A 23760-nucleotide genomic window follows, 5' to 3' on the forward strand; every position below is an offset into this window, starting at 1 on the left:
ATCCGCGATTCCTGAGCGCGTCCCGCCGCTCCGAGGGCGGGTCGTCGCTATACAACCCCGCATGGCTGGGCGACAATAGCCCCTTTCCATTCTCGACGCGCTGCGCCATGAATCTACACGAATATCAGGCCAAAACCCTATTGGCCGGCTTCAACATCCCGGTAGCTCCGGGTCTGGTCATCAACCATCCCGCCCAGGCTGCCGACGATCAACTGCCCGCAAGCCCGGATGGCCGCTGGGTCATCAAGGCGCAAATTCACAGTGGCGCACGCGGCAAGGCCGGCGGGGTGCGCATCGCAAGCTCGGCGGATGAAGTTCGCGCCGTGGCGGCCGATTTACTGGGTAAGACCCTGGTTACCCATCAAACCGGCCCATCCGGTCTGCCCGTTCATCAATTACTGATCGAACCGGCCAGCGCAATTGCCCGCGAACTGTATCTGGCGCTGACGGTCGATCGGCAGGCGCAACGCATCGTGCTGATTGCCTCGCGCCACGGCGGGATGGATATCGAACAGGTCGCCGCCGAACATCCAGAGTCGATTCTGCGCATCACGATGAACCCCACCGTGGGCTTGATGGCGTATCAGGCGCGGCAAGTCGGCTTTGCGCTCGGGCTCACCGATGCCGCGCTGAAGCAGTTTCCGGCGTTATTGCGCGGGCTGTATGACGCCTTCGTGCGCCACGATGCCGACCTGATCGAGATCAATCCGCTGGCCATCACCGCCCAGGGGGATCTCTTGGCCGTGGATGCCAAAATCGCCATCGACGGCAATGCGGCCTACCGCCAGAAAGCGCTGTTTGCCGCCAAGGATGTGACACAGGAAGACCCCACCGAAGTCGCCGCCCAGGCCAGTGGTCTGAATTACATCTCACTGACGGGCGATATCGCCTGTATGGTCAATGGCGCGGGGCTCGCAATGGCCACCATGGATTTGATTCAATCGGCGGGCGGCAGTCCGGCGAATTTCCTGGATGTGGGCGGCGGCACTTCGACCGAAAAAGTTGCCGCAGCCTTCAAGCTGATTCTGGCAAATCCGCGCGTGACCGCCATTCTGGTGAACATTTTTGGCGGCATTGTGCGCTGCGACTTGATTGCCCAGGGCATCATCACCGCCGCCCGGGAAGTCGGTCTGGCCATTCCCACCGTCGTGCGGCTGGAAGGCACGAATGCCGAGGAAGGCCGCCGCCTGCTGGCCGAATCCGGGCTGAATCTCGTTGCCGAACATGATCTCGCCGCCGCCGCCGCGCAGGTCGTCGCACTTTCCCGCCAAGCGAACGGAGGCCGCGTATGAGCATTCTCGTCAACCGTCAAACCCGGGTGATTTGCCAGGGCTTCACCGGCAAACAAGGCAGCTTCCACTCGGAACAGGCCATCGCTTATGGCACGAATTTCGTCGGCGGCGTCACCCCCGGCAAAGGCGGGCAACGGCACCTCGATCGCCCAGTGTTCGACACAGTGCATGATGCCGTCGAAAGTACCGGCGCCACCGCCAGCATGATCTATGTCCCCGCCCCCTTCGCGGCTGACGCCATTCTCGAAGCGGCCGATGCCGGCATCGAAGTCATCGCCTGCATTACCGAGGGCATCCCGGTGCTGGACATGCTGAATGTCAAAGCCGTGCTGGAAGCCGACTATCCCGATGTGCGCCTGATCGGGCCGAACTGCCCCGGCCTGATTACCCCCGGCGAATGCAAGATCGGCATCATGCCCGGTGCGATTCACCGCCCCGGCAAGATCGGGATCGTCTCCCGTTCCGGCACCCTCACCTACGAAGCCGTCGCGCAGACCACGGCGGCCGGACTCGGCCAGAGCACCTGCGTCGGCATTGGCGGTGACCCCATCCACGGTATGGATTTCATCGACTGCCTCGCCCTGTTCGCCGATGACCCGCAAACCGAGGCGGTCATCATGGTCGGAGAAATCGGCGGGCAGGCCGAAGAGGAAGCCGCGGACTTCATTCGCCACCAGTTCAACAAGCCGGTCGTCGCCTATATCGCGGGCGCCACCGCCCCGAAAGGCAAACGCATGGGGCACGCAGGTGCCGTCATCGCCGGAGGACGGGGCAGTGCCGAGGATAAATTCCGGGCGCTCGAAGCGGCGGGCGTGGCCATCGTGCGCGATCCCACCCGGATGGGTCAGCGCATGGCGGAACTGTTGCAGTCGCCCGCATGATGCTGACTGAACCGTCCTCCGGTGCCCTGCGCATTACGCTGGCGCAAATCAGCACCCAAGTCGGCCATTGCGTGGGCAATGCCGATCGCATGCTGGGCGCCATCCACCGCGCACGCCAAGAATTGCAGGCGCAGGTCATCGTCTTCCCGGAGTTGACCCTCACGGGTTATCCGCCCGAAGATTTATTGCTGCGGGCGGATTTCCTGGCGCAATGCGAGGCGCAGATTCAGCGCATCGCAGACGCCGCGCCCGACATGACCGTCATTTTCGGCCTGCCCGAACGACTACCGGGCGGTTCGCTCACCAATACCGCGCTCGTGCTCGGTCAAGGACGCATTCTGGCGCGCTATGCCAAACATGCCTTGCCGAACTACGGGGTATTTGACGAAAAACGCTATTTCACCCCCGGCACCGATGCCTGCGTGGTCACCGTGCAGGGCGTGCCGCTCGGCATCACCATTTGCGAAGACATTTGGGAAACGGCACCCGCCCGCGCGGCTGCCGAGGCGGGGGCTCGAGTGCTGATCACGCTGAACGCTTCGCCCTATCATCGGCATAAAACCGAGGATCGTTTGCGGGTCGTCGCAGATCGCGTGCGCGACACCGGCTGCCCCGTGGTCTATGTCAATCTGGTGGGCGGACAAGATGAACTGGTCTTCGATGGGCGCTCCTTCGCGATGAATCAGGCCGGCGAGCGACTCTGCCCCTTACCCGCCTTTGCCGAAGGGCTGGGCTGGCTCGATGTGACCGCCGAGGGACAGATTCTGGCGCATGGCGGCGCGGCGGACTGGCCCGAGGGCGAGGCGGAAGTTTACGCCGCCCTCACGATGGGCATCCGTGATTATGTCCGCAAAAACGGCTTCCAAGGGGTGGTTCTCGGCCTGTCGGGCGGGATAGATTCGGCGCTGGTGCTCACCCTGGCGGTCGATGCGCTCGGTGCCGATCAGGTGCTCGCCGTGCGGATGCCCTCACGCTACACCTCCGCCATGAGCCTGGACGATGCGCTCACCCAATGCGAACGGCTAGGGGTACGCTGCGAAACCCTCCCGATTGAACCCTTATTCACCGGCTTCACCACGACGCTGCACCCGTTGTTTCAAGGGCTGGCCGCCGATGTGACCGAAGAAAATCTTCAGGCACGGATTCGCGGCGTGCTCCTGATGGCCCTGTCCAACAAATTCGGCCGCATGTTATTGACCACCGGCAACAAATCGGAAATGGCCGTCGGCTATGCCACGCTCTACGGCGACATGGCCGGGGGCTTCGCGCCCATCAAGGATGTGCCGAAAACCTTGGTGTACGCGCTGGCGCGCTGGCGCAATGCACACCGCAAAACCGAACACCCGCCGATTCCCGAACGCGTGCTCAGCCGGGAGCCATCCGCCGAGTTGCGCGAAAATCAACGCGATGCGGATTCCCTGCCGGATTACGCGGTGCTCGATCAGATCATCACTGCTTTCGTCGAACACGATCAATCGATCGAAGACATGGTGGCCGCCGGCTTGGATGAGCCCACAGTACGACGCATCGTGCGGCTGATTCTGCTCAATGAATACAAGCGCCGTCAGGCTCCGCCCGGCATTCGCATCAGCCAGCGCGCCTTTGGCCGAGATCGGCGCTATCCGATCAGCTCGGGTTTTCAGCCGCAATAGCGCCACCGAAGGCACCGATTCCGGCCACCCCGTAGCCGCCGTGCGCCCGCGCGGTCGGCAAATCGGCGGGCGTCACCCCGCCCAGGGCATATACCGGCGGGCGGGCAGATCGCGCGAGCTGCGCGAACCCCGCCCAACCCAACACCGGCGCGCCGGGATGGCTGGAGGTCGGCAACACCGGCGAGAGCAATACAGCATCCACCCCCAGCGCCTCGGCGCGCCGCAAGGAAACCGCATCGTGACAGGCCGCACTGACCCGGCCACCGGCGGCCTGGAACGCCGCCACCTGGGCGCGCGTACCCGCCATCAAGCGCGTATGATTGAGGTGGATTGCGCGGGCACCGAGTCGATCCACCAGCGCCCAATCCGCGTTCAGCCAGGGCAGGATTCCGGCGGCGGCGGCCTCCGCCAGCAGCGCCTGCCAAATTGACGAAGGCACTGGACGCAAGGGCCGCAGTTGCAGCGCGACCGGCACAGAAAACTGCTGGGAAAGCCGCGCAATCTGCGCCTGACCGGCGGCCAGCCAGTCTGCATCCGAGCCCTCGATCGCCGGGCGGCTGATCGCCAGATACTGCGGCAGCGGCATCATGGCCGCGTCGGAATCATGCCCACGCTAGGGCACCTCAAGAGCGGTATTCGGCGTTGATTTTCACATAGTCGTAGGAGAAGTCGCAGGTCCAAACCTGATCCCGCGCCGTGCCGCGACCGAGCGTCACGCGCAGGGTAATGTCCGCCTGCTTCATCACCGCAGCCGCATCGGCCTCGACATAGCTCGGCAGCCGCCCACCGCCCCGCACGACCTCGACCGGCCCGATCCACAAACCGATGGTTTCAACGGCCAGATCCGGAATCCCCGCATAGCCAATCGCCGCCAGAATGCGCCCGAGGTTGGGATCCGAGGCGAACAGCGCGGTCTTGACCAACGGGCTATGCGCAATTGCTTTGCCCACTTTGACGCACTCGGCGCGATCTCGCCCACCTTCGACCTCGATGGTGACGAACTTGGTCGCCCCTTCGCCATCCCGCGCCAACGCCTGCGCGAGGAATACCGAAACTTCCAGCACCGCCGCGGACAACGCGGCATACGCAGGCTCCTCCGCGCTCGTGACCGCCACCGCGTCGGCGCGGCCATTGGCCATCAGAATGAATGAGTCATTGGTGGAGGTGTCCCCATCGACCGTCACCCGATTGAAACTGGCCTCGGTCACGGTCTGCAGCATCGTCTGCAACAACGCAGATGGCACCTGAGCATCCATCGCCACAAAGCCCAGCATGGTCGCCATATTCGGATGGATCATGCCAGAGCCCTTGGCAATGCCCGTGACCGTCACCGGCTGGCCATTGATCTCGCAGACCACGGTCTTGCCTTTCGCCACGATATCCGTGGTCATGATCGCCCCAGCCGCCCGCAACCAGTTATCTTCCGCGAGATTGGCCTGTGCCGCCGGAATCCCCGCCACGATGCGCTCGACGGGCAGAGGTTCCATGATCACTCCGGTAGAAAACGGCAGCACGGCCTCCGGCGCGCAGCCGACTGCGCTCGCCACCGCACGGCAGACCGCCTCGGCGCGTTCAAGCCCATCAGAACCGGTGCCCGCGTTGGCATTGCCGGTATTGATGATCAGCGCCCGCGGTTGCTCTTTCGCCAAGTAGTGCCGACACAATTGCACCGGCGCCGCGCAATACCGGTTTTGCGTAAACACCCCCGCAACGGTCGCGCTGGCCGGCAAGGAGATCAGCAACAGATCATCCCGATTGGCCTTACGCACCCCCGCCTGCGCCACCCCCAGCGCAATCCCCGGAATGGGACGCAATGAACCCGCAGCCGGTGCTACTAACCCCACAGGCATGATGAACCCCTCTTTCAATCTCACAAGAAAAAGCCGCTGGCAAGCCAACGGCCGCAATTCTCAACCGGTCAGCATCGCTTAACGCGCCAGCCCACCGACGGCACCCAGCAAATCGTCGGCGGGTTTACCATTGATGGTGAGCTTGCCTTGTTCAAAGGCGAACTGCGTACTCAACACCCCCTGGTTGGCATTGAGATACCCCTCCTGAATCAGCAGGCTCAACTGATTTTCGGCCGACGGATCGGATTCATCGAGCATCGCATTCATCAAAGCCTGCGGCGCCCGGTAATCCCCTTTGACTGTCAGCGTATTGAGCAAGCCCATGGGATTACTCAGCAACGCCTGCCCCTGCCCTGAGGGCAGGTTGATCTGCAAATTGAACGCCACCGGGCCTGCGTCCGTGTCAAACCCGATCGGATTCAACTGGAACGACACCCCATGATTGAGTAGATCCGGCAAATGAGTCATCAGCGCCATGGTCGCAACTTGTTTGATCTGCTCGGGGTCGCCACCGGATTTCTGCGCTTCACGCAACTGCTGGGTAATGGCTTCCAGCGCCTTGGCATCCAGACCATCGAGCTGATAGTGCAGCTTCAGATCCCGCATCCCTTTCGCCGCAGGCGGCAAATCGGCCACATCCAGCGTTTTGATGTCGATCCCCACCGAGGCATTGAAAACCTCACCCACCTTGGCCGACTTGCCGGTGAGCAGCAGTCCACCGACATGCCCCGCCTGGGAAGCGAGCGAATCAATCCCGGCGTGAAACTGGCTATCCCAGGCAATCCCTTCGGGTGACATAACCCCGGTACCGCCGAGCTTCAGCCCCTTGAGCACGATCGGCACCTCGCCCGAAGCCGACTCGGGATCAGTCGCCGCCAACGAATCCATGACCATCGAGAAATCGAACGCGCCGCTACGGGCGGTATCCAGCGTCAGCGTGCCCCCGCTGAACTGGGCATCGGGCAGGGAAAAGCCGGCAATCGTGCCAGTCGTATGGGTTACCCCGGCCCAGGACATCGTCGTATCCAGCACGATCGGTTCTTTGTCGCCCAGCACCTTAGCCAACTGCGCCTTAATCTCCGGTGCGGGCACCCAAGTCGTCTGCACCGAAGCCAATCGTCCGGTCAAACTCGGCACTTGATCGATTTCTTGCCGAATCTGGATGCGCACGGGCGGCTGATCTTCCAGCAGCGGAGAGCTGTAGCTGAGTGTCGATAGCGCGGTCGCGTGCAGGTAGCCACGCTGGTACGAGTCCAAATGCCAGGTCAAACCCGCGGGCGCGCTGGCGGGAATTTGGTAGTCCCGAAAGCGCTTCTCGATCATCATGCCCGAAACCAAGGGCGCCGCCGCAACCGCGCCGACGACCACGACGGCAGCCACTAAACCCAGTTTATTCATTACTCAGTCCCTCGTTGTTTGATTCATGGAGCGTGGTCATCACCGTGACCTCGCAGTATCGATCAGCACACTGCGGGATTACATCAGCTTTCCATGACACTGTTTGTATTTTTTGCCCGAACCACACCAGCACGGGTCGTTGCGGCCAATTTTGGGTTCCTGACGCACCGGCACATTGCCCGCCGGCGCGGCTGGCTCGGGCTCAACCCCCACCCCAGTCGGCGCATCATGGCGTAACTGCAACTGGCTCTCGTCCAGATATTGCGCCTCGACAACTTCATCGAGCAGGGTATCCATGACCGGGGCACCCGCTTCGGGATTCGGTGCGATGCTCAACCGGCTGATGATCTGAATGACATCGGCATGAATATCGTCCAGCAACCGACTGAACATTTCGAAGGCTTCACGCTTGTATTCCTGAGTCGGATTTTTTTGGGCATAACCGCGCAACCCAATGCTTTGCCGCAAATAATCCATGGCCGCCAAATGCTCTTTCCAACGGCCATCGAGCACCTGCAGCAAAATGCCTTTTTCAAACTGGCGCAATGCGTCGGCACCCGCCAGCGTTTCTTTGATTCGATAATCTTCCTCAAAACTTTGGATGATTTTCTCCAACAGCGTTTCGGCATGCAGGTTCTTGTCTTCGGCCAGCCAGTCCGCAATCGGCAGATTTTGCCCATAATCTTCCGCCAGCGTCTGCGTCAGACCAGCGATATCCCATTGTTCTTCCAGCGCTTCCGGCGGGACGAACCGGGCAAATACCGCCGCCAGCACATCGCGACGCATGGGCTGAATGATCGCCTGCGTATCGGTGGTCGCCATCACCGCCCGTCGCTGGTCGTAGATCACCTTGCGTTGCTCGTTGGCGACATTGTCATAATCGAGCAGGTGCTTGCGCTGATCAAAGTTGTGCCCTTCGACCTTGCGCTGCGCATTTTCGATCGCCCGGGTCACCCAGGGATGCTCGATCGCTTCACCCGCCTGCATCCCGAGTTTTTTCATCAGACCCGCCACCCGATCGGAGGCGAACACCCGCATCAGGTTATCTTCCAGCGACAAGAAGAACCGGGTCGAACCGGGATCCCCCTGCCGACCTGAACGCCCACGCAATTGATTGTCCACCCGGCGGGATTCGTGCCGCTCGGTGCCAATCACATGCAAACCACCGGCCGCCAGCGCGGCATCGTGCCGCTGCTGCCACTCAGCCCGCACACGGGCTTTGGCATCTTCGCCCGCTTCGCTCCCGAGCGCCAGCAGTTCCTGCTCCAGATTACCGCCGAGCATGATGTCCGTGCCCCGACCCGCCATATTGGTCGCGATGGTAACCGCGCCCGGCCGCCCGGCCTCCGCAATGATTTCCGCCTCGCGCTCATGATGCTTGGCATTCAGGACATTGTGCGGCACCTTGGCCTGGGTCAACAGCCGCGACACGATCTCGGACGATTCAATCGAGGCCGTCCCCACCAAGACCGGTTGGTTGCGACCGCGCGCCGCGATGACATCCTTAACAATGGCCTCGTATTTTTCCTGCTGGGTCAGGAACACGAAATCCCCCAGATCTTGCCGCTGAATCGGTCTATTGGTGGGGATCTGCACCACTTCCAGGTTATAAATTTCCGCCAGTTCACGCGCTTCGGTATCCGCCGTGCCGGTCATACCGGACAACTTTTTATACAGCCGGAAATAATTCTGGAAGGTAATGGAGGCCAGCGTCTGGTTTTCCGGCTGGATCGGCACGCCTTCTTTGGCTTCCACCGCCTGATGCAACCCCTCGGACCAGCGCCGTCCCGGCAGGGTGCGTCCGGTGAACTCATCTACGATGATGATCTCGTTATCACGGACGATGTATTCCACATTGCGCCGGTAAATCGCATGCGCCCGCAGGGCAGAATTGAGATGACTCAACAGCATGATGTTATGAGCGTCGTACAGGGATTCGCCCTCGGCCAGCAGCCCGATCTGCACCAGCAGGTTCTCGGCGCGCTCGAACCCCTGCTCGGTCAGATACACCTGCTTGTTCTTCTCATCGACGGTGAAATCGCCACGCTCTTCGTCCGTCAGCGGCGGCTCATCATCTTTGGGTTCATCCCGCGCCTGCTTTTTCAACTCGGGAATCAAGCCATTGATTTTCTGATACGCCTCGGAAGAATCCGCCGCCGGCCCGGAAATGATCAGAGGGGTGCGTGCTTCGTCGATCAGGATCGAGTCCACCTCATCGACGATGGCATAGACCAGCTCGCGCTGCATGACTTGATCGGCACTAAAAGCCATGTTGTCGCGCAGATAATCAAAACCCAGTTCGTTGTTGGTCGCGTAGGTGACATCACAGCGATACGCATCGTACTTGCTGCGCTGATCCATATTCGGCACGACAATGCCCACGGTGAGCCCCAGCGCGGTATACAACCGCCCCATCCATTCGGCGTCGCGCCGCGCCAGGTAATCGTTGACGGTGACAACATGCACCCCTTGGCGGGTCAAGGCATTCAAATACACCGCGAGTGTGGCTACCAGCGTTTTGCCTTCCCCGGTACGCATCTCGGCGATCTTGCCTTGATGCAAGGCCATACCGCCAATCAGCTGCACATCGAAGTGCCGCATGCCCAACAGGCGTTGGCTCATCTCACGGCAAACCGCAAACGCCTCGGGCAACAGTTGGTCTAGCGTCTCCCCTTGCTGCCAGCGCTGATGGAACTCTTCGGTTTTCGCACGCAACGCGGCATCATCCAGCGCCTGCATCGCCGGTTCGAGCGCGTTGATCTGCAGCACCCGGCGACGCATCTCCTTGATCAATCGATCGTTGCGGGTACCAAAAACTTTGCGGAGCAGGCTGGCAATCATGAACACACCATCAATGACTCGGGCGCGCCCCGCAGCCGGGGCTGACGCAAATAGCCGGGAATGGTACGGTAGATAGATGAAGATTGGTAGCACACGCCCGCATAATCCCGACGGATTGCCATGAAAGCACAGCAGTTTTCAGCCTTTTCCGCTTTGGCACGCCATGCCCAGCGCAATCGTTGGTTCGATTGTTTTTGGCATGAAGTCGTGCCCGCCGCCCTGTCACAGCGCGTGCAGGTTTTGAATGTTCGCGAAGCCACGCTGGTGCTGGGCGCGCAGGATGCGGCCACCGCAACCCAGGCAAGATTTCAGGCACCAAGCTGGCTACCCGCGCTCAACACCGCCGCCCGCGCCCAGGGCATCGAAGGGGTCGATCGCATTGAAGTGCGGGTGACCCCGCCCCGCCCCGCCTTGCGACAAGCCCGACTCACGCCGCCCACACCGCTCAGCGAGGCGACGCGGCAACATTTACTGGATGTCTCTGCACAACTGGACGATCCGCAGCTCGCCAACGCGCTCCGTCGCCTGGCGCAACAAAGACCGCGCAGTCGGAAGCCAGAAAAAAGCAAGGGGAGCGCAGATTAAGTCCGCGCTGCCCGTTTGGAGACAGGGATACCCCACGGCATGACGCAAGTCACGGATTGACGAAGCCCGTCACGGGCGAAACCCGAAGCGGGCGCAAGCCCAGCGCGACGCGCTCGAAGGCCGAACCCGCGGGGTCTCCGACAGGGATGTCGGAGAGTCCGAAGAGGAGGGATCAGCCGAGTTGAAAACGGGCAAGAAAACCCTTGTTCAACGGCTCGTTAGCTGGCTAGTTGCGCTACCGGTCGGGCAAAAGACACGGGAGGCAGAGCCTCTCGTTCGAAAGTCACCCGTTCAAACGCATCCGGTTGCGCCAGCAAAGTGCGCAAGAGTTGGTTATTCAGAAAATGCCCCGATTTGTGCCCACTGAACGCGCCGATGACACTGCAACCGAGTAGATAGAGATCGCCGATGGCGTCCAGGATCTTATGCTTGACGAACTCATCCCCGTAACGCAGGCCGTCTTCGTTGAGAATCTGCGACTCTCCCACGACTATCGCATTATCGACGCTTCCACCCAGCGCCAGATTGCGTTGACGCATCATTTCCAGATCCCGCATAAAGCCGAAGGTGCGCGCCCGCGCCACCTCCTTCACGAAGGTGGTTGAAGAAAAATCGATTTCAGCCAGACGCGCGGAGTCGGCCAGCGCCGGATGATTGAAGTCAATCGACATGGCCACCCGGAAGCCTTCATGCGGATCGAAACGCACCCAACGGTCACCATCGACCACTTCCACCGGCTTCAATACCCGAATGAACTGCTTGGGCGCATCTTGCTCTTCAATTCCTGCCGACTGAATCAAAAAGACGAACGGGCTCGCGGAACCATCCATGATGGGCATTTCCGGCCCATCGATTTCCACATGGCAATTATCGATCCCCAGCCCCGCCAGCGCGGACATCAAATGTTCGACCGTGGAGATTTTATTGCCGTTCTTCACCAGCGTGGTCGACAGTTGGGTTTCGCCCACATTGAAGGCATGCCCCGGGATTTCGACGGGCTGCGGTAAATCCATCCGGTGAAAGACGATCCCCGTATCCGGCGCGGCAGGACGCAAGGTGAGACGAACCTGCTCTCCGGTATGCAGACCAATCCCGGTTGCCCGGATACTATTACGAAGGGTGCGCTGATGGATCAAGGCGGCGCCTCATGACGAATCGATTATGGGAATTATCGCACGGCGCCCCTCGGACATGAATGGCTGAATTTGTTAATGCGCTATCAAATCATGAAACAAGTCGTAAAAAACCCGGGATACCGTACGGCATCCCGGGTTCATGAACCACCGATTAGCTCGGCCGGCGCCTCATGAGATGAGCAATCGATTCATCCGCTGCACAAAATCGGCCGCATCCGTCAGTTGCCCACCCTCAGCCAACGCTGCCTGCCCGAAGATTACCCGCGCATAATCCTCAAACCGCGTCGCATCCTGTTCCGCATCTGCCCGGACGAGGAGCGGGTGCTGCGCATTGATTTCTAGGATCGGCTTCACGGCGGGCGCAGACTGCCCCATATCCTTCAACAAGCGCTGCAAATGCAGACTCATGTCTTCGTCACTGGTCACCAGACAGGCCGGGGAATCAACCAGCCGCTTGGATAGCCGCACATCCTCCACCTTCTCCCCCAGCACGGTTTTCAGCCGATTGATCAGCGAATCATCAACGGCTTTTTGTGCCGGTGATTCTTCTGCAGCATCCTCCAGGCTCAACTCGGCCTTGGTTACCGATTTGAGTTTTTTCCCTTCAAACTCGGTGAGGTGCGACATGAGCCACTCATCGATTCGATCCCACAGCAAGATCACCTCGATGCCTTTTTTGCGGAAGATTTCCAGATGCGGGGAAGCCATGGCCGCCGTGTACGAATCGGCGATGATGTAATAAATCTCGTCCTGTCCTTCCTGCAGGCGCCCCACGACATCGTTCAAACCCACCGTCTGTGCATCCGAACCACTCTGCGTGGTGGCAAAGCGCAGCAAGCCGGCGATTTGCGTGCGGTTCGCAAAATCCTCACCCACGCCTTCTTTCAACACCTGACCAAAGACCGTCCAGAACTTGGCGTATTTCTCAGGCTCGTTGGCGGCCATGCCTTCCAACATTCCCAGCACACGCTTGACCGAGCCTTGACGAATCGTGTCGAGAATCTTGTTCGACTGCAGAATCTCGCGCGAGACATTCAGCGGCAGATCGGCGGAATCGATCACCCCGCGCACAAACCGCAAATAACGCGGCATGAGCTTGTCGGCATCATCCATGATGAATACGCGTTTGACATACAACTTGACGCCTTGTTTGGTTTCCCGATCCCAGAGATCGAAGGGTGCCCGCGCCGGCAGGTACAGCAGCGAGATGTATTCGGTTTTACCCTCCACCCGGTTGTGCGACCAGGCCAGCGGTGCCTCCCAGTCGTGCCCGACATGCTTGTAGAACTCGATGTACTCCTCGTCGGCGACCTCGGCTTTCGCCCGAGTCCACAGTGCCTTCGCGTCATTGACCCGCTCCCACTCGACGGTCGTCGACGCATTCTCACCCTCGGCCGCCGTCGCGGATTTCGGCATCTCGATCGGGAAGGTGATGTGATCCGAATATTTGCGAATCACGGAGCGCAACCGCCAGTCATTGGCGAATTCGGCATGGTCTTCCCGCAGTTTGAGCTCAATCGTGGTGCCACGCGCGGCAACCGGCACGGTCTCCAGACTGTATTCCCCTTCACCGCGCGATACCCAGCGCACGCCATGCTCCGGAGCCATCCCGGCGCGGCGCGTGGTCAGCGTTACCTCTTCTGCCACAATGAAGGCGGAATAAAAGCCCACGCCAAACTGGCCAATCTGCGCCAGATCATTGGCCTTATCCTGCCCAAGTTTTTCGATAAATGCGCGGGTGCCTGAACGGGCGATGGTTCCGATGTTTTCAATGACCTCATCCCGATTCATGCCGATCCCGTTATCACTCAGCGTGACGGTACGCGCCTTCTCGTCAAAACTTACCCGGATCCGCAGCGCATCCTCGCCTTCGTAGAGCGCCTCGTCTGATACGGCTTCAAACCGCAGCTTGTCACAGGCATCCGAGGCATTGGAAATCAACTCACGCAGAAAAATCTCCGGGTTGGAATACAGCGAATGGATCATCAGCTGTAACAGCTCTTTGACCTCGGTTTGAAAACCGCGCACTTCCACTTGACTCATCGCGACACACCCTCCAGAAAAATGGCCAAAAAATTGGCTAGAGAATCAGCCAGACAGTTGGCAAAACGAAAACACCTCCGCATCGTGGGGACGCAGAGGTGTTTTTCAAGAGGGCGATGCGACCGTCGGGCAGCCGCGCTGCCCAAGAGGATCGAGAAAGACTCAGCCCAGTTTTTCGCGGATACGCGCTTTCTTGCCGGTCAAACCGCGCAGATAGTACAGCTTGGCACGACGCACATCCCCCCGACGCTTCACTTCAATGGATGCGATCGCCGGGCTGTAGGTCTGGAATACGCGCTCCAAGCCTTCGCCGTAAGAAATTTTGCGCACCGTGAAAGCCGAATTCAGCCCACGGCTCCGTTTGGCAATCACCACACCCTCAAATGCCTGCAACCGCTCGCGATCGCCTTCCTTAACCTTGACCTGGACGACTACGGTATCGCCCGGTGCGAACGCCGGAATGTCGCGGTTCATCTGTTCTGCTTCAAGCGCCTGAATGATCTTGTTCATCTTAAATAACCTACCCAGTTACGGTTCGTTCGTCTGCCACGGAGCCTCGGGCGCCCAAGTGGCGGTCAATTCTGCACGAGCCCGTGCATCGAGCCCCTGCCCATAAAACAAATCCGGTCGATGGCGCGCGGTATTTTGCACCCGCTGCGACGACCGCCAGGCGTCAATCGCCCGGTGATTCCCGCCCAGCAAAACGGGCGGCACCCTTTGCCCCGACCAATCTTCGGGTCGCGTGTAATGCGGGTGATCGAGCAGCGCAGCTTCAAACGAATCCTGCGCCACCGATTCCGCATCCCCGAGCACGCCAGGCAAACGCCGCGCGACCGCATCAATCAACACCATGGCGCCCAGCTCACCGCCCGACAGCACATAGTCACCAATCGAAATCTCGGCGTCGATCAGCCGATCAATCACCCGCTGATCCACCCCTTCGTAACGACCACAGACCAGAACGACGCCTGCCTGCTGCGCCAAGTCGGCGACCCGATCTCGATCCAGTCGCGCGCCTTGCGGCGACAGCAACCAGACCGGCGCAGACGGCGCCTCCGCTTTTGCCGCCTCGATCGCCGCCGCCAGCGGCTCCGGCTTGAGCAGCATGCCGGGACCACCGCCGAAGGGACGGTCATCTACCGTGCGATGACGATCCGCCGCGAACATTCGCGGGTTGATGGTCTGCAGCGATAACGCGCCGCGCTCAACGGCCACCCGAGGCATGCCACTCTGGGCAACCGCCTCGACCAGCTCCGGGAACAGGGTCACGACAGTGATCTTCAACCACCATCCTCCGTCACGCCCGTGAGCGATCCATCAGAACTCCGGATCCCAATCCGCCACTATGCGCCGATTCGCGACATCGATGGCCACCAACACCTCTCCGGGAATAAAGGGAATCAACCGCTCCCGCTCCCCCTCGACAACCAGCACATCATTCGCACCGGTCTCGAGCAATTCGCGCACCACGCCGAGGTCTTGACCCTGCACATGCTGCACCTGGCAACCGATCAAGTCTCGCCAGTAATATTCTCCCGCAGCGGGCTGCGGCAGGGCATCGGCGCCAATCGCAATCGTCGCCCCCGTCAAAAGCTCCGCAGCTTCCCGCTGATCCACCCCTTTAAGCTTGACAATCAACCCGTTGCCTTGCACAGCAAAACGAGCGACCTCAAGCCAACGAGGCGATTGCCCCGGCTGCCGGGGCGAAACCCACCAACGACGGTATTGGGTCAGCCCATCAGCCGGGCGGGTGTGGGAATAAACCCAACACCAGCCTTTCACCCCAAACGCTTTACCGAGTTCGCCGATCGTGACCGGCGCCTCTGGCGCAGCCGCAGTCAACGACGCATCAGCCCGCAGCAGCAGCCTGCTTGCGGCTTTCACGAATCAGCGCCGCCACGCGATCGCTCGGCTGAGCGCCATGCCCAACCCAATGCTGCACGCGCGCGTCATCCAACTGCAGGCGAACTTCCTGCCCCCGAGCGACGGGGTTGAAGAAACCCACCCGCTCAATGTACGCGCCGCTGTCGCGGGCATTGCGGCTGTCGGTGACGACAACATGATAAAACGGGCGCTTTTTGGCGCCGGTACGCGCTAATCGGATGGATACCATCGGAATGTCCTGTGTCACTCTGAACGGGCGGCGCATCCCGCGTTGAGCAGGGCGCCGCGCATTTAAAAATCAAGGCGCGTGATTCTACGCATTTTTTTTTCGAAAATAAAGCGTTGGCGAAAATTTTTTACGACTGGCTATCGTAAGGGTGCCGTAACACGATGGTTTCGTCACGATCCGGCCCCGTGGATATGATATCGACCGGCACGCCGACCAGCTGTTCGATGCGCTCGATATAGCGCCGGGCAGCGGCGGGGAGTTCATCCAAGGCTCGCACACCCAAGGTGGACTCCTGCCAACCCGAGACCGTTTCATAAACCGGCACGCAACGGGCGTAGGTTTCCGCACTGAGTGGTGCCGTCGATACCGGCTGCCCGTCCATCTCATAGCCTACACAGATGCGAATCTGCTCGATGCCATCCAACACATCGAGCTTGGTCAGACACAGGCCGGAAATACTGTTGATTTCCACCGCGCGGCGGAGCGCCACAGCATCGAACCAGCCACAGCGGCGAGGACGCCCCGTGGTGGCGCCCACTTCGCGCCCTTTGACTGCCAGGTGCTGCCCGATATCGTCATCCAACTCCGTGGGGAAGGGGCCGCCCCCGACGCGGGTGGTGTACGCCTTGGTAATGCCCAAAACATAGTCCAATTCCAGCGGCCCGACCCCCGACCCCGTACACGCGCCCCCCGCCGTCGTGTTCGACGAGGTGACATAAGGATAGGTGCCGTGGTCGATGTCCAGCAGGGTACCCTGGGCACCTTCGAACATGAGATTGGCTCCGGCACGACGCAAGGCCACGAGCCGACTGGGGACATCGCCCACCATCGGCGCGAGGATTTCAGCCTGTGCGAGCACCTGATCGAGCACCTGCTGAAAGTCGATGGTTTCGGCGTGAAAATACTGCCGCAGAACGAAGTTATGAAAATCCAGCACTTCGCCCAGCTTGGCGGCCAGCCGCTCCCGATGAAAAATATCTTCGAGCCGAATGGCGCGACGAGCCACTTTGTCCTCGTAAGCAGGGCCAATACCTCTGCCGGTCGTACCAATTTTGGCCGCCCCGCGCGCGATTTCCCGCGCCTGATCCAGGGCGACATGATAGGGCAGGATCAACGGGCAGGCTTCGGAAAGCAGCAAGCGATCCCGCGCGGGCACCCCTTCGGCCTCCAGCGCCTGCATCTCGCGGATCAGGGCATCCGGCGATAACACGACCCCGTTGCCAATCAGACATTGCACATTCTCACGCAGCACGCCGGATGGAATCAGATGCAAAACCGTTTTCTTGCCCCCGATGACCAGCGTATGCCCCGCATTGTGCCCCCCCTGAAACCGCACCACCGCTTCGGCACGCTCCGTCAGAAGATCGACGATCTTACCTTTACCCTCATCGCCCCATTGGGAGCCGAGGACGACCACACTTTTACCCATGATTGGAATTCTCGATTAACTGCCAGGAAGAGTCGTCGGACGCCCGCACCAATTGGCAGGCCTCCGCAGGAATCGGCTGCGCGGTCATGACGACGACCCGCCCCTCGGCACGCAACGCGGCCACGCGCGCGCGCAAGGCGGTGTCTTGATAGTCTGCGGGCGCATAAATGGGCACCGGCGCGGCGGCTTCAACGGGGGCAAAACGCAACAATTCGCGCACATCCGTCGAAAAGCCGGTCGCCGGCCGCGCACGCCCGAAAACCGCCCCGATGTCGTCATACCGGCCGCCCCGCGCCAACTCTCGCCCGACGCCCCGCGCATAGGCGGCAAACACCAACCCGGTCTGGTAGTGGTACCCGTGCAGTTCAGCCAAATCGATCAGCACAGTGACGGCTGCGTGATGCGCCGCAATCACGGCAGCCACCTGATTCAAGCGATCCAAACCATCCCGGACGGCAGCAGACACCATCGAACCCAGTGCGGCTCGTGCGCGGGGCAGCACCTCATTCCAGACGCCATTGAGATCCAGCAAAGCCAGCAGGGCAGTTTGTACCGCAGGACTCACGGATGCCGCCTGCAACACGGCCAGCAAATCCCCTCGGGATTTTCTTTGCAACGCATCGCGTGCCGCTTCTTCCTGCGCGGCTGTCAGCCCGGCCTCCGCCGCCAACGCACCAAAAATATCCACATGCCCTAAATCCAGTACCAGTTCAGGCACCCCGGCATCCCGCAGCACATCCAGCATAAGTTCGATGATTTCGAGATCACCTTCCACCCCGCCGACGCCATACAATTCAGCGCCCACCTGCATGGGTGTGCGACTCCCCCCCAACCCGTCGGGGCGCGCCCGCACCACGGTTCCGAGGTAACACAAACGCCGCTCGGCCACCGTGGGCAAACTGTGCGCATCAATCCGGGCAATTTGCGGCGTCATGTCCGCCCGCAAACCCAAAGACCGCCCCGTGACGCCGTCAGTCATGGTCAGCGTATCCAGCGCCAGATCGCGTCCCGCACCCACGAGCAGGGAATCGACAAATTCCACGATGGGCGGAATGACCAACTGGTAACCGTGCTGCGCGAACTGCGCCAACAACCGGGCACGCAGCGCCTCAACGCGCCGCGCCTGATCGGGCAGCAACTCATCGATGCCCGCAGGTAATGCCCATCGCGACAGGGTATGTGACATAGCAGTTTCTCATACAAACCGGCGGCCGCATCAGGCCACACGGGGCGATCGGCGAACCGATCATAAAAAACCCAGGCATTGCCTGGAGACCTAAGGAAGCGCTGATTAAATCAGCGCTTCCCGCTTGGGGCAGGATGCCCCAACACGAACAACGACATAAGTCGTTGATTCGTGAAGACCGTCGCGGACATGTGCCGCGACGAGGCTTGCTGAATAAATCCATGAATGGATTTATTCAGTGCTTCCCTACGTACATTCCAATCAACGAGTGATGTCGGTGCCGCATCGAGGCATCCGTGACTTAATCACCAACGCACGAACGCCACCAGACCGGCACCGACGACCAGCAAGACCAGTGCCACCCCACGGAGCGCTTGATCCGACAGGGCGCTCAGTCGAGCCGCCATGGCCCGATATTGCGCCGGGCTGATAAAAGGCAAAACCGCCTCGATAATCAACACCAGTCCAAGCACCTGCCAGCCATTCATCCCGCTCACTCTGGCCGCCTGGCTCAGTGCTTACCACCCGCCACCGCCGCCGCCGGATTCGGGGCATCGAAATAGCGGAAGAACGGGCTGGTTGGACTGAGCACAAAGGTATCGCCACCGCGATCAAACGCCTGTTTGTAGGCTTCGAGGCTGCGGTAGAACGAGAAAAACTTGGGATCCTGCGCGTAGGCTTTGGCATAGGTCGCCGCTGCCGCCGCATCCCCAGCGCCTCGAATCTCCGCCGCCTGACGGTTGGCTTCCGCGAGAATCACCGCACGCTGACGATCCGCATCCGCCGTAATTTTCTTGGCTTGCTCCTCACCGCGCGAACGGATCGACTGGGCAAACGCAAAACGCTCTTTTTCCATCCGCTGATACACGGAGCGGCGAACCTCCTGCGGCAGTTCAATCTGCATGATCCGCACATCGGAGATTTTTACACCCAGACTGTCAATGGCGGTGTTCGTGGTCTGGATGACGGTTTTCATGAAAATATCCCGATCGCCCGCCACCACCTGATTCACGGTGCGACTGGAAATCTGGCTTTTCATGGCATCCCGCACGATCTGATCCATCCGGCTCATCGCCACCCGCTCATCGCCCCGGGTCGCCTTGTAGTAGGCCACCGGGTTTTCGATCTGCCACTTGATGTAGTAATCGATGACCAGGTTCTTCTTTTCACTGGTCAGAAACCGCTCGGGCTGGGAAGTGAGGGTTTGCACGCGCTTATCGAACAACCGCACGCTGTTGATCACCGGCCACTTGAAGTGCAAGCCCGGACCATAATGGTCGCCAACGATTTCCCCCAGACGAAACTTCAGGGCGCTCTGGTACTGTTTCACCTCAAAAGTCGCGGTGGAAAAACCCAAGGCCAGCAGCACCAGCGCCGGCAAAACAATGCGTTGAATCAGGCTCATGGTGCACTCCGGGAACGCAAGTCGGTACGATTGTCACTGCTCAACCCACCCCGCGCGACGCTATCCAGCGGACTCGCCGAAGAAGGGGTGGGCAGGGTCGGCTGCGCGCTTGCATCCAATACCGGCTTGGGCAACGAGGCGGGCACGCCACCCTCCGCCGATCCGAGGGGCAGATAAAACACATTGTTCGCGCCGCCGGGCACATCGAGCACCACGCTGCGATTTTTCGCCAGCACCTCGCCCATGGTGTCGAGGTACATCCGCTCGCGCGTCAAGTCCGGCGCCAGCCGATACGATTGCAAGAGCTGCGTGAAGCGAGATGCTTCACCGAGGGCGGCATTGGTGACCTTCGCTTCGTACCCCTTGGCCTGCTCTTCGATTTGCGCCGCCTCGCCCCGCGCCTGCGGGATGATTTTATTGGCGTGCGCCGAGGCTTCGCTGATGTAGCGCTGCTCGTCTTCCCGCGCGCGGATCGCATCTTCAAACGCGGGCTGCACGGCCTCCGGGGGCTGCACATCCTGCAGGTTGACCGATTGCACTTTGAGCCCGGTGTTGTAGCCGTTCAGCAGTTCCTGCATCCGATCGCGCACCTGGGTCACGATTTCGGCTCGGCCATCGGTGAGCACCCGATCCATGGACATCGAACCGACGACTTCGCGAATCGCACTTTGCATGACATCAGACAATGTCCCGTCCGGATCGCGCACATTGAAGAGATAACTCACTGGATCCGCAATGACGAACTGGCTGCTGATGCGGACATCCACGATGTTTTCATCGTTGGTCAGCGCAGGCATTTTCAACTGCTTATCACGAAACTCGTCGACATTCACCTTGATGACCGCGCCGATCGGATACGGCAAATGCCAGTGCGGGCCGGCATGGGTAGTGCCGACATATTTACCGAATTGCAGCTCGATTCCCCGCTGCCCCGCATCGATCGTGTAGATCCCCGAGAGCATCCATACGGCAAAAACCAGCCCTCCGATGGCGGCGATCGCCTTGCCGCCGCCGGAGTTCCCCAGTTTTTGCTGCAACCGGCCAATCGCCTCGTCAATGTTGGGCGGCTTGCCACTGCGCCGCGGATTCGACCAAGGGTCGTTGTCTTTGCCACCGCCAGGTTCATTCCAAGCCATGATGCACTCCGGAAGAATCGGCGCTGCCTTGCGCGCGATCAGGTTGATTCATTGTCAAAATGGGTCATTAGTTTAGCAGGAAATTCGTCCGCGCCGCGGATCGCGCCCGGATGCGCGCACAGACAGTCCGCCAAAGCGGGGGTTTGCTTCAACCAACGCCCCCAGCGCTCCGCAGAGACCTCGATCCACATCCGCCAGCCCGCTTCCGGTTCCTCCTGCCACTGCTCTTCACGCACGACGCACGCCTGAATGAACTGGGCACGCAGGGCGGCCAGAGACACCGGGAGGTTCAGACACCAGCGATCGAGTTTGGGTGACAAGTGCGCTTGCAACGCGCCACGCAGCAAATCCAACCCCGCTCCCGTGCCAGCAGAAAGCCAGATGCGGTGTGGCCGCCCCTCGGCCTGTTCATCGACATGCGGTGCCACCATCGGCAGCTGATCGATTTTGTTCATGACCACTAACTGCGGCAATTCCGCTGCCCCGATTTCCTGCAACACGACGGCGACATCGGCCATTTGTCGATCCCGCTCCGGGCTCGCCGCATCGACCACATGCAGCAGCAAATCCGCTTCCAGGGTTTCTTCCAGCGTGGAGCGGAACGCCGTGACGAGCTCATGCGGCAAATGACGGATGAATCCCACGGTATCCGCCAGCACGATGGGGAACCCCGGTGCCAGTTCGATCCGCCGCAGGGTGGTATCGAGCGTGGCGAACAACTGATCGGCCGCATAGGTGTCTGCGGCGGTCAAGGCGTTGAACAATGTGGATTTGCCTGCGTTGGTATAGCCCACCAACGAGACCAGCGGGATATCGGCGCGCTGCCGCCCCTTGCGCCCTTCGAGCCGCTGTCGGCGCACTTTGGCGATCCGTTCATTGAGCTGTTTGATGCGGTCGTGAATCAAGCGCCGGTCGAGTTCCAACTGGGTTTCCCCCGGACCGCGCAGCCCGATCGAACCCCCGCGCTGCCGCTCAAGATGCGTCCAGCCACGCACCAGCCGGGTGGACAAATGCTTGAGCTGCGCGAGCTCCACCTGCAACTTGCCTTCGTGCGATCGCGCCCGCTGGGCAAAAATATCCAGGATCAGACCCGTGCGATCGATGACCCGGCACTTCAGTTCGCGCTCGAGATTTCGCTCCTGCGCCGGGGACAGCCGGGCATTGACCACGACCAGATCCGCCTCGACGCCGGCAACCAGCGATGCCAGCTCCTCGACTTTGCCCTTGCCGACATACAGCCGGGGATCGGGTGCCTCACGACTCGCCAAACACTCGCCCAGCACCTGCCCACCGGCGGAATCGACCAGATCCCGGAATTCGATCAGATCTTCCGCACGACTCGCCTGGCGAGACACCACATGCAGCAAGACGACGCGCTCGCCGCCCGCGTGCCGTTCAAAAAACTGCATGGCCGCTGCGGACTCACTCAGCCCTGAGCATCAGTCGTCGTCGGCTTTTCGCCATTCTCCTCATCGAAATCAATCTGGATTTCCCGGGTCGGCACAATGGTGCTGATGGCGTGTTTGTATACCAGTTGGCTGACATTGTTTTTCAGCAACACCACAAAATTATCAAAGGAATCAATTTGCCCCTGTAACTTGATGCCATTACGCAAATAAATCGAGACCGGAACATGCTCTCGACGCAGCGCATTCAAATACGGTTCTTGCAGGGATTGAGCCTTGGCCATAATCAACAACTCCTAAAATTATTGTGCATCGCTTCCATTGCGGATTCGGGCGAACTGCCCGCAGAAATGACACCGCCCCGTCACTGGGACTGTGGGTGAAAGCCTACCACGAACCCGGCCATTTCCGGCGGCGCGATGCGGGCATGGGATCGCCGCGCGCCATTCAAGTTCCCTGATCCATCGCCCGATCCAGGACAGATGCCATCGCCGCGAATGCCCTCTCCCGCCGCTCGGCCTCGAAAAACTGGGTTTGCGTTTGGCCACGCATCCAGGTGATTTGTCGCTTGGCAAGCTGCCGGGTTGCCGTGATGGCGAGCTCACGCGCGACCGGCAGGTCGGTTTCGCCCGCCAGGTAAGACCAAATCTGGCGATACCCCACGGCGCGCAGGGACGGCATCGCGGGCGACAAATCCCCTCGTGCCCGCAATCGCGCCACCTCATCCACCAAGCCATCGGCCAACATCTCGTCGAATCGCATCGCCATCGTCGCCCGCGCATGCGCCCGCGAGCTCGGCCACAGCCCCCAGCGATGAACGACCCGCCCCATCAGCGGCGACACCGGCGGGTGGTGTTTTTGCCAATCGCTCAAAGATCGGCCAGTATCGCGGAACACCTCCAACGCCCGGCTGATGCGCTGCGGATCGGTCGGGTGAATACGCGCCGCCGTGACGGGATCGACCTCGGCCAATTGCGCATGCAGCGCCGGCCAGCCCCGCGCTTTTGCCTCAGCCTGAACCGCCGCGCGGGTTGCGGCACGGCTCATCGGCAGCTCAGACAAGCCATCGAGCAGCGCCTGAAAATACATCATCGTCCCGCCAACCAGCAGGGGAATCCGCCCTTGCGCCTCGATGGCCTGTATCGCCGCCATGGCTTCGCGGCAGAATCGCTGCACCGAGTAGGACTCGGCCGGATCGCAGACATCCACCAGCGCATGCGGGAATTCAGCCAGCACGGCGGGCGCCGGCTTGGCCGCGCCAATATCCATCTCGCGGTAGATCATGACGGAATCGACACTGATCAACCCCACGGGATAGCGCGCCGCCAATTCAAGCGCCAACGCGGTCTTGCCCGAGGCCGTCGGCCCCAGCAATGCCAGAATCGGACGGTTGGCCGCGTCGGTCAT

Annotated in this window: 22 protein-coding genes; 4 read left to right on the forward strand and 18 right to left on the reverse strand. The window is 60.8% G+C overall.

The window, feature by feature from the left end:
• The first annotated feature begins 107 nt into the window (after positions 1–107).
• The 3 genes from sucC to VOI35_RS09010 are packed head-to-tail and all read left to right on the forward strand — an operon-like array spanning position 108 to position 3825.
• Positions 108–1292, forward strand: a complete 1185-nt coding sequence (gene sucC, locus VOI35_RS09000; protein WP_407275717.1) for an ADP-forming succinate--CoA ligase subunit beta — start codon at positions 108–110, stop codon at positions 1290–1292.
• Entirely contained in the window at positions 1289–2173 is an 885-nt protein-coding gene (gene sucD, locus VOI35_RS09005; RefSeq protein WP_407275718.1) for a succinate--CoA ligase subunit alpha, read from the forward strand. The genes sucC and sucD overlap by 4 nt, the downstream gene beginning before the upstream one ends.
• Positions 2170–3825, forward strand: coding sequence for an NAD+ synthase (locus tag VOI35_RS09010; RefSeq protein ID WP_407275719.1), 1656 nt, complete (start codon positions 2170–2172; stop codon positions 3823–3825). Before sucD ends, VOI35_RS09010 begins: the two co-directional genes overlap by 4 nt.
• Here VOI35_RS09010 and VOI35_RS09015 read toward each other — a convergent pair.
• The 4 genes from VOI35_RS09015 to secA form a co-directional block, all read right to left on the reverse strand.
• Positions 3800–4414, reverse strand: coding sequence for a thiamine phosphate synthase (locus tag VOI35_RS09015; protein ID WP_407275720.1), 615 nt, complete (start codon positions 4412–4414; stop codon positions 3800–3802). The genes VOI35_RS09010 and VOI35_RS09015 overlap by 26 nt on opposite strands.
• A 34-nt stretch (positions 4415–4448) precedes the next feature.
• A complete protein-coding gene (argJ, locus tag VOI35_RS09020) occupies positions 4449–5675 on the reverse strand; it encodes a bifunctional glutamate N-acetyltransferase/amino-acid acetyltransferase ArgJ (protein ID WP_407275721.1) in 1227 nt (408 codons plus the stop codon).
• Positions 5676–5753: 78 nt separating this feature from the next.
• A complete protein-coding gene (locus VOI35_RS09025) occupies positions 5754–7073 on the reverse strand; it encodes a DUF945 family protein (protein ID WP_407275722.1) in 1320 nt (439 codons plus the stop codon).
• Between the two features lie 78 nt (positions 7074–7151).
• Positions 7152–9914, reverse strand: coding sequence for a preprotein translocase subunit SecA (gene secA, locus VOI35_RS09030; protein ID WP_407275723.1), 2763 nt, complete (start codon positions 9912–9914; stop codon positions 7152–7154).
• Positions 9915–10034: 120 nt separating this feature from the next.
• On the opposite strand from secA, the gene VOI35_RS09035 reads away from it, so the two are divergent.
• A complete protein-coding gene (locus VOI35_RS09035) occupies positions 10035–10499 on the forward strand; it encodes a DciA family protein (RefSeq protein WP_407275724.1) in 465 nt (154 codons plus the stop codon).
• Between the two features lie 218 nt (positions 10500–10717).
• Here VOI35_RS09035 and lpxC read toward each other — a convergent pair whose 3' ends face one another.
• The 14 genes from lpxC to miaA all read right to left on the reverse strand — a co-directional run bounded on the left by lpxC (position 10718) and on the right by miaA (position 23760).
• Entirely contained in the window at positions 10718–11635 is a 918-nt protein-coding gene (gene lpxC / locus VOI35_RS09040; protein ID WP_407275725.1) for a UDP-3-O-acyl-N-acetylglucosamine deacetylase, read from the reverse strand.
• Between the two features lie 168 nt (positions 11636–11803).
• Positions 11804–13678, reverse strand: coding sequence for a molecular chaperone HtpG (gene htpG, locus VOI35_RS09045; protein WP_407275726.1), 1875 nt, complete (start codon positions 13676–13678; stop codon positions 11804–11806).
• Positions 13679–13840: 162 nt separating this feature from the next.
• The gene (gene rplS, locus VOI35_RS09050; RefSeq protein WP_407275727.1) at positions 13841–14188 is read right to left on the reverse strand and encodes a 50S ribosomal protein L19; all 348 of its coding nucleotides are present in this window, start codon (positions 14186–14188) and stop codon (positions 13841–13843) included.
• A gap of 18 nt (positions 14189–14206) precedes the next feature.
• A complete protein-coding gene (gene trmD, locus VOI35_RS09055) occupies positions 14207–14962 on the reverse strand; it encodes a tRNA (guanosine(37)-N1)-methyltransferase TrmD (RefSeq protein ID WP_407275728.1) in 756 nt (251 codons plus the stop codon).
• A 33-nt stretch (positions 14963–14995) separates the two neighbouring features.
• The gene (gene rimM / locus VOI35_RS09060) at positions 14996–15562 is read right to left on the reverse strand and encodes a ribosome maturation factor RimM (protein WP_407275729.1); all 567 of its coding nucleotides are present in this window, start codon (positions 15560–15562) and stop codon (positions 14996–14998) included.
• Positions 15528–15791: a 30S ribosomal protein S16 gene (gene rpsP / locus VOI35_RS09065; RefSeq protein WP_407275730.1), complete on the reverse strand. Its 264-nt coding sequence runs from the start codon at positions 15789–15791 to the stop codon at positions 15528–15530. The genes rimM and rpsP overlap by 35 nt, the downstream gene beginning before the upstream one ends.
• Before the next feature lie 127 nt (positions 15792–15918).
• On the reverse strand, positions 15919–17220 hold the full coding sequence (locus VOI35_RS09070) for an adenylosuccinate synthase (protein WP_407275731.1): 1302 nt from the start codon (positions 17218–17220) through the stop codon (positions 15919–15921).
• Entirely contained in the window at positions 17213–18406 is a 1194-nt protein-coding gene (locus tag VOI35_RS09075) for an ATP phosphoribosyltransferase regulatory subunit (protein ID WP_407275732.1), read from the reverse strand. Before VOI35_RS09075 ends, VOI35_RS09070 begins: the two co-directional genes overlap by 8 nt.
• Positions 18407–18711: 305 nt before the next feature.
• The gene (locus VOI35_RS09080) at positions 18712–18894 is read right to left on the reverse strand and encodes a DUF2065 domain-containing protein (RefSeq protein ID WP_407276826.1); all 183 of its coding nucleotides are present in this window, start codon (positions 18892–18894) and stop codon (positions 18712–18714) included.
• Positions 18895–18917: 23 nt separating this feature from the next.
• Entirely contained in the window at positions 18918–19811 is an 894-nt protein-coding gene (gene hflC, locus VOI35_RS09085; RefSeq protein ID WP_407275733.1) for a protease modulator HflC, read from the reverse strand.
• Positions 19808–20947, reverse strand: a complete 1140-nt coding sequence (gene hflK / locus VOI35_RS09090; RefSeq protein ID WP_407275734.1) for an FtsH protease activity modulator HflK — start codon at positions 20945–20947, stop codon at positions 19808–19810. Before hflK ends, hflC begins: the two co-directional genes overlap by 4 nt.
• Before the next feature lie 38 nt (positions 20948–20985).
• Positions 20986–22356, reverse strand: coding sequence for a ribosome rescue GTPase HflX (hflX, locus tag VOI35_RS09095; RefSeq protein ID WP_407275735.1), 1371 nt, complete (start codon positions 22354–22356; stop codon positions 20986–20988).
• Between the two features lie 17 nt (positions 22357–22373).
• Positions 22374–22637 (reverse strand): RNA chaperone Hfq, encoded by a 264-nt coding sequence (gene hfq, locus VOI35_RS09100; RefSeq protein ID WP_407275736.1) that lies wholly within the window; start codon positions 22635–22637, stop codon positions 22374–22376.
• Between the two features lie 163 nt (positions 22638–22800).
• Positions 22801–23760: a tRNA (adenosine(37)-N6)-dimethylallyltransferase MiaA gene (miaA, locus tag VOI35_RS09105; protein WP_407275737.1), complete on the reverse strand. Its 960-nt coding sequence runs from the start codon at positions 23758–23760 to the stop codon at positions 22801–22803.

The organism is Halothiobacillus sp. DCM-1 (assembly GCF_045689735.1).
In the GTDB taxonomy this organism is placed as follows: Bacteria; Pseudomonadota; Gammaproteobacteria; order Halothiobacillales; family Halothiobacillaceae; genus Halothiobacillus.

Coding starts and splice junctions, on each gene's coding strand:
- miaA (WP_407275737.1), bottom strand. CDS start 23,760: ATGACCGACGCGGCCAACCGTCCGATTCTGGCATTGCTGGGGCCGACG.
- secA (WP_407275723.1), bottom strand. CDS start 9,914: ATGATTGCCAGCCTGCTCCGCAAAGTTTTTGGTACCCGCAACGATCGA.
- sucD (WP_407275718.1), top strand. CDS start 1,289: ATGAGCATTCTCGTCAACCGTCAAACCCGGGTGATTTGCCAGGGCTTC.
- VOI35_RS09010 (WP_407275719.1), top strand. CDS start 2,170: ATGATGCTGACTGAACCGTCCTCCGGTGCCCTGCGCATTACGCTGGCG.
- hflC (WP_407275733.1), bottom strand. CDS start 19,811: ATGAGCCTGATTCAACGCATTGTTTTGCCGGCGCTGGTGCTGCTGGCC.
- VOI35_RS09075 (WP_407275732.1), bottom strand. CDS start 18,406: ATGTCACATACCCTGTCGCGATGGGCATTACCTGCGGGCATCGATGAG.
- VOI35_RS09070 (WP_407275731.1), bottom strand. CDS start 17,220: ATGGGTAAAAGTGTGGTCGTCCTCGGCTCCCAATGGGGCGATGAGGGT.
- VOI35_RS09025 (WP_407275722.1), bottom strand. CDS start 7,073: ATGAATAAACTGGGTTTAGTGGCTGCCGTCGTGGTCGTCGGCGCGGTT.
- hfq (WP_407275736.1), bottom strand. CDS start 22,637: ATGGCCAAGGCTCAATCCCTGCAAGAACCGTATTTGAATGCGCTGCGT.
- rpsP (WP_407275730.1), bottom strand. CDS start 15,791: ATGGTATCCATCCGATTAGCGCGTACCGGCGCCAAAAAGCGCCCGTTT.
- VOI35_RS09080 (WP_407276826.1), bottom strand. CDS start 18,894: ATGAATGGCTGGCAGGTGCTTGGACTGGTGTTGATTATCGAGGCGGTT.
- hflK (WP_407275734.1), bottom strand. CDS start 20,947: ATGGCTTGGAATGAACCTGGCGGTGGCAAAGACAACGACCCTTGGTCG.
- sucC (WP_407275717.1), top strand. CDS start 108: ATGAATCTACACGAATATCAGGCCAAAACCCTATTGGCCGGCTTCAAC.
- hflX (WP_407275735.1), bottom strand. CDS start 22,356: ATGCAGTTTTTTGAACGGCACGCGGGCGGCGAGCGCGTCGTCTTGCTG.
- htpG (WP_407275726.1), bottom strand. CDS start 13,678: ATGAGTCAAGTGGAAGTGCGCGGTTTTCAAACCGAGGTCAAAGAGCTG.
- rplS (WP_407275727.1), bottom strand. CDS start 14,188: ATGAACAAGATCATTCAGGCGCTTGAAGCAGAACAGATGAACCGCGAC.
- VOI35_RS09035 (WP_407275724.1), top strand. CDS start 10,035: ATGAAAGCACAGCAGTTTTCAGCCTTTTCCGCTTTGGCACGCCATGCC.
- VOI35_RS09015 (WP_407275720.1), bottom strand. CDS start 4,414: ATGATGCCGCTGCCGCAGTATCTGGCGATCAGCCGCCCGGCGATCGAG.
- argJ (WP_407275721.1), bottom strand. CDS start 5,675: ATGCCTGTGGGGTTAGTAGCACCGGCTGCGGGTTCATTGCGTCCCATT.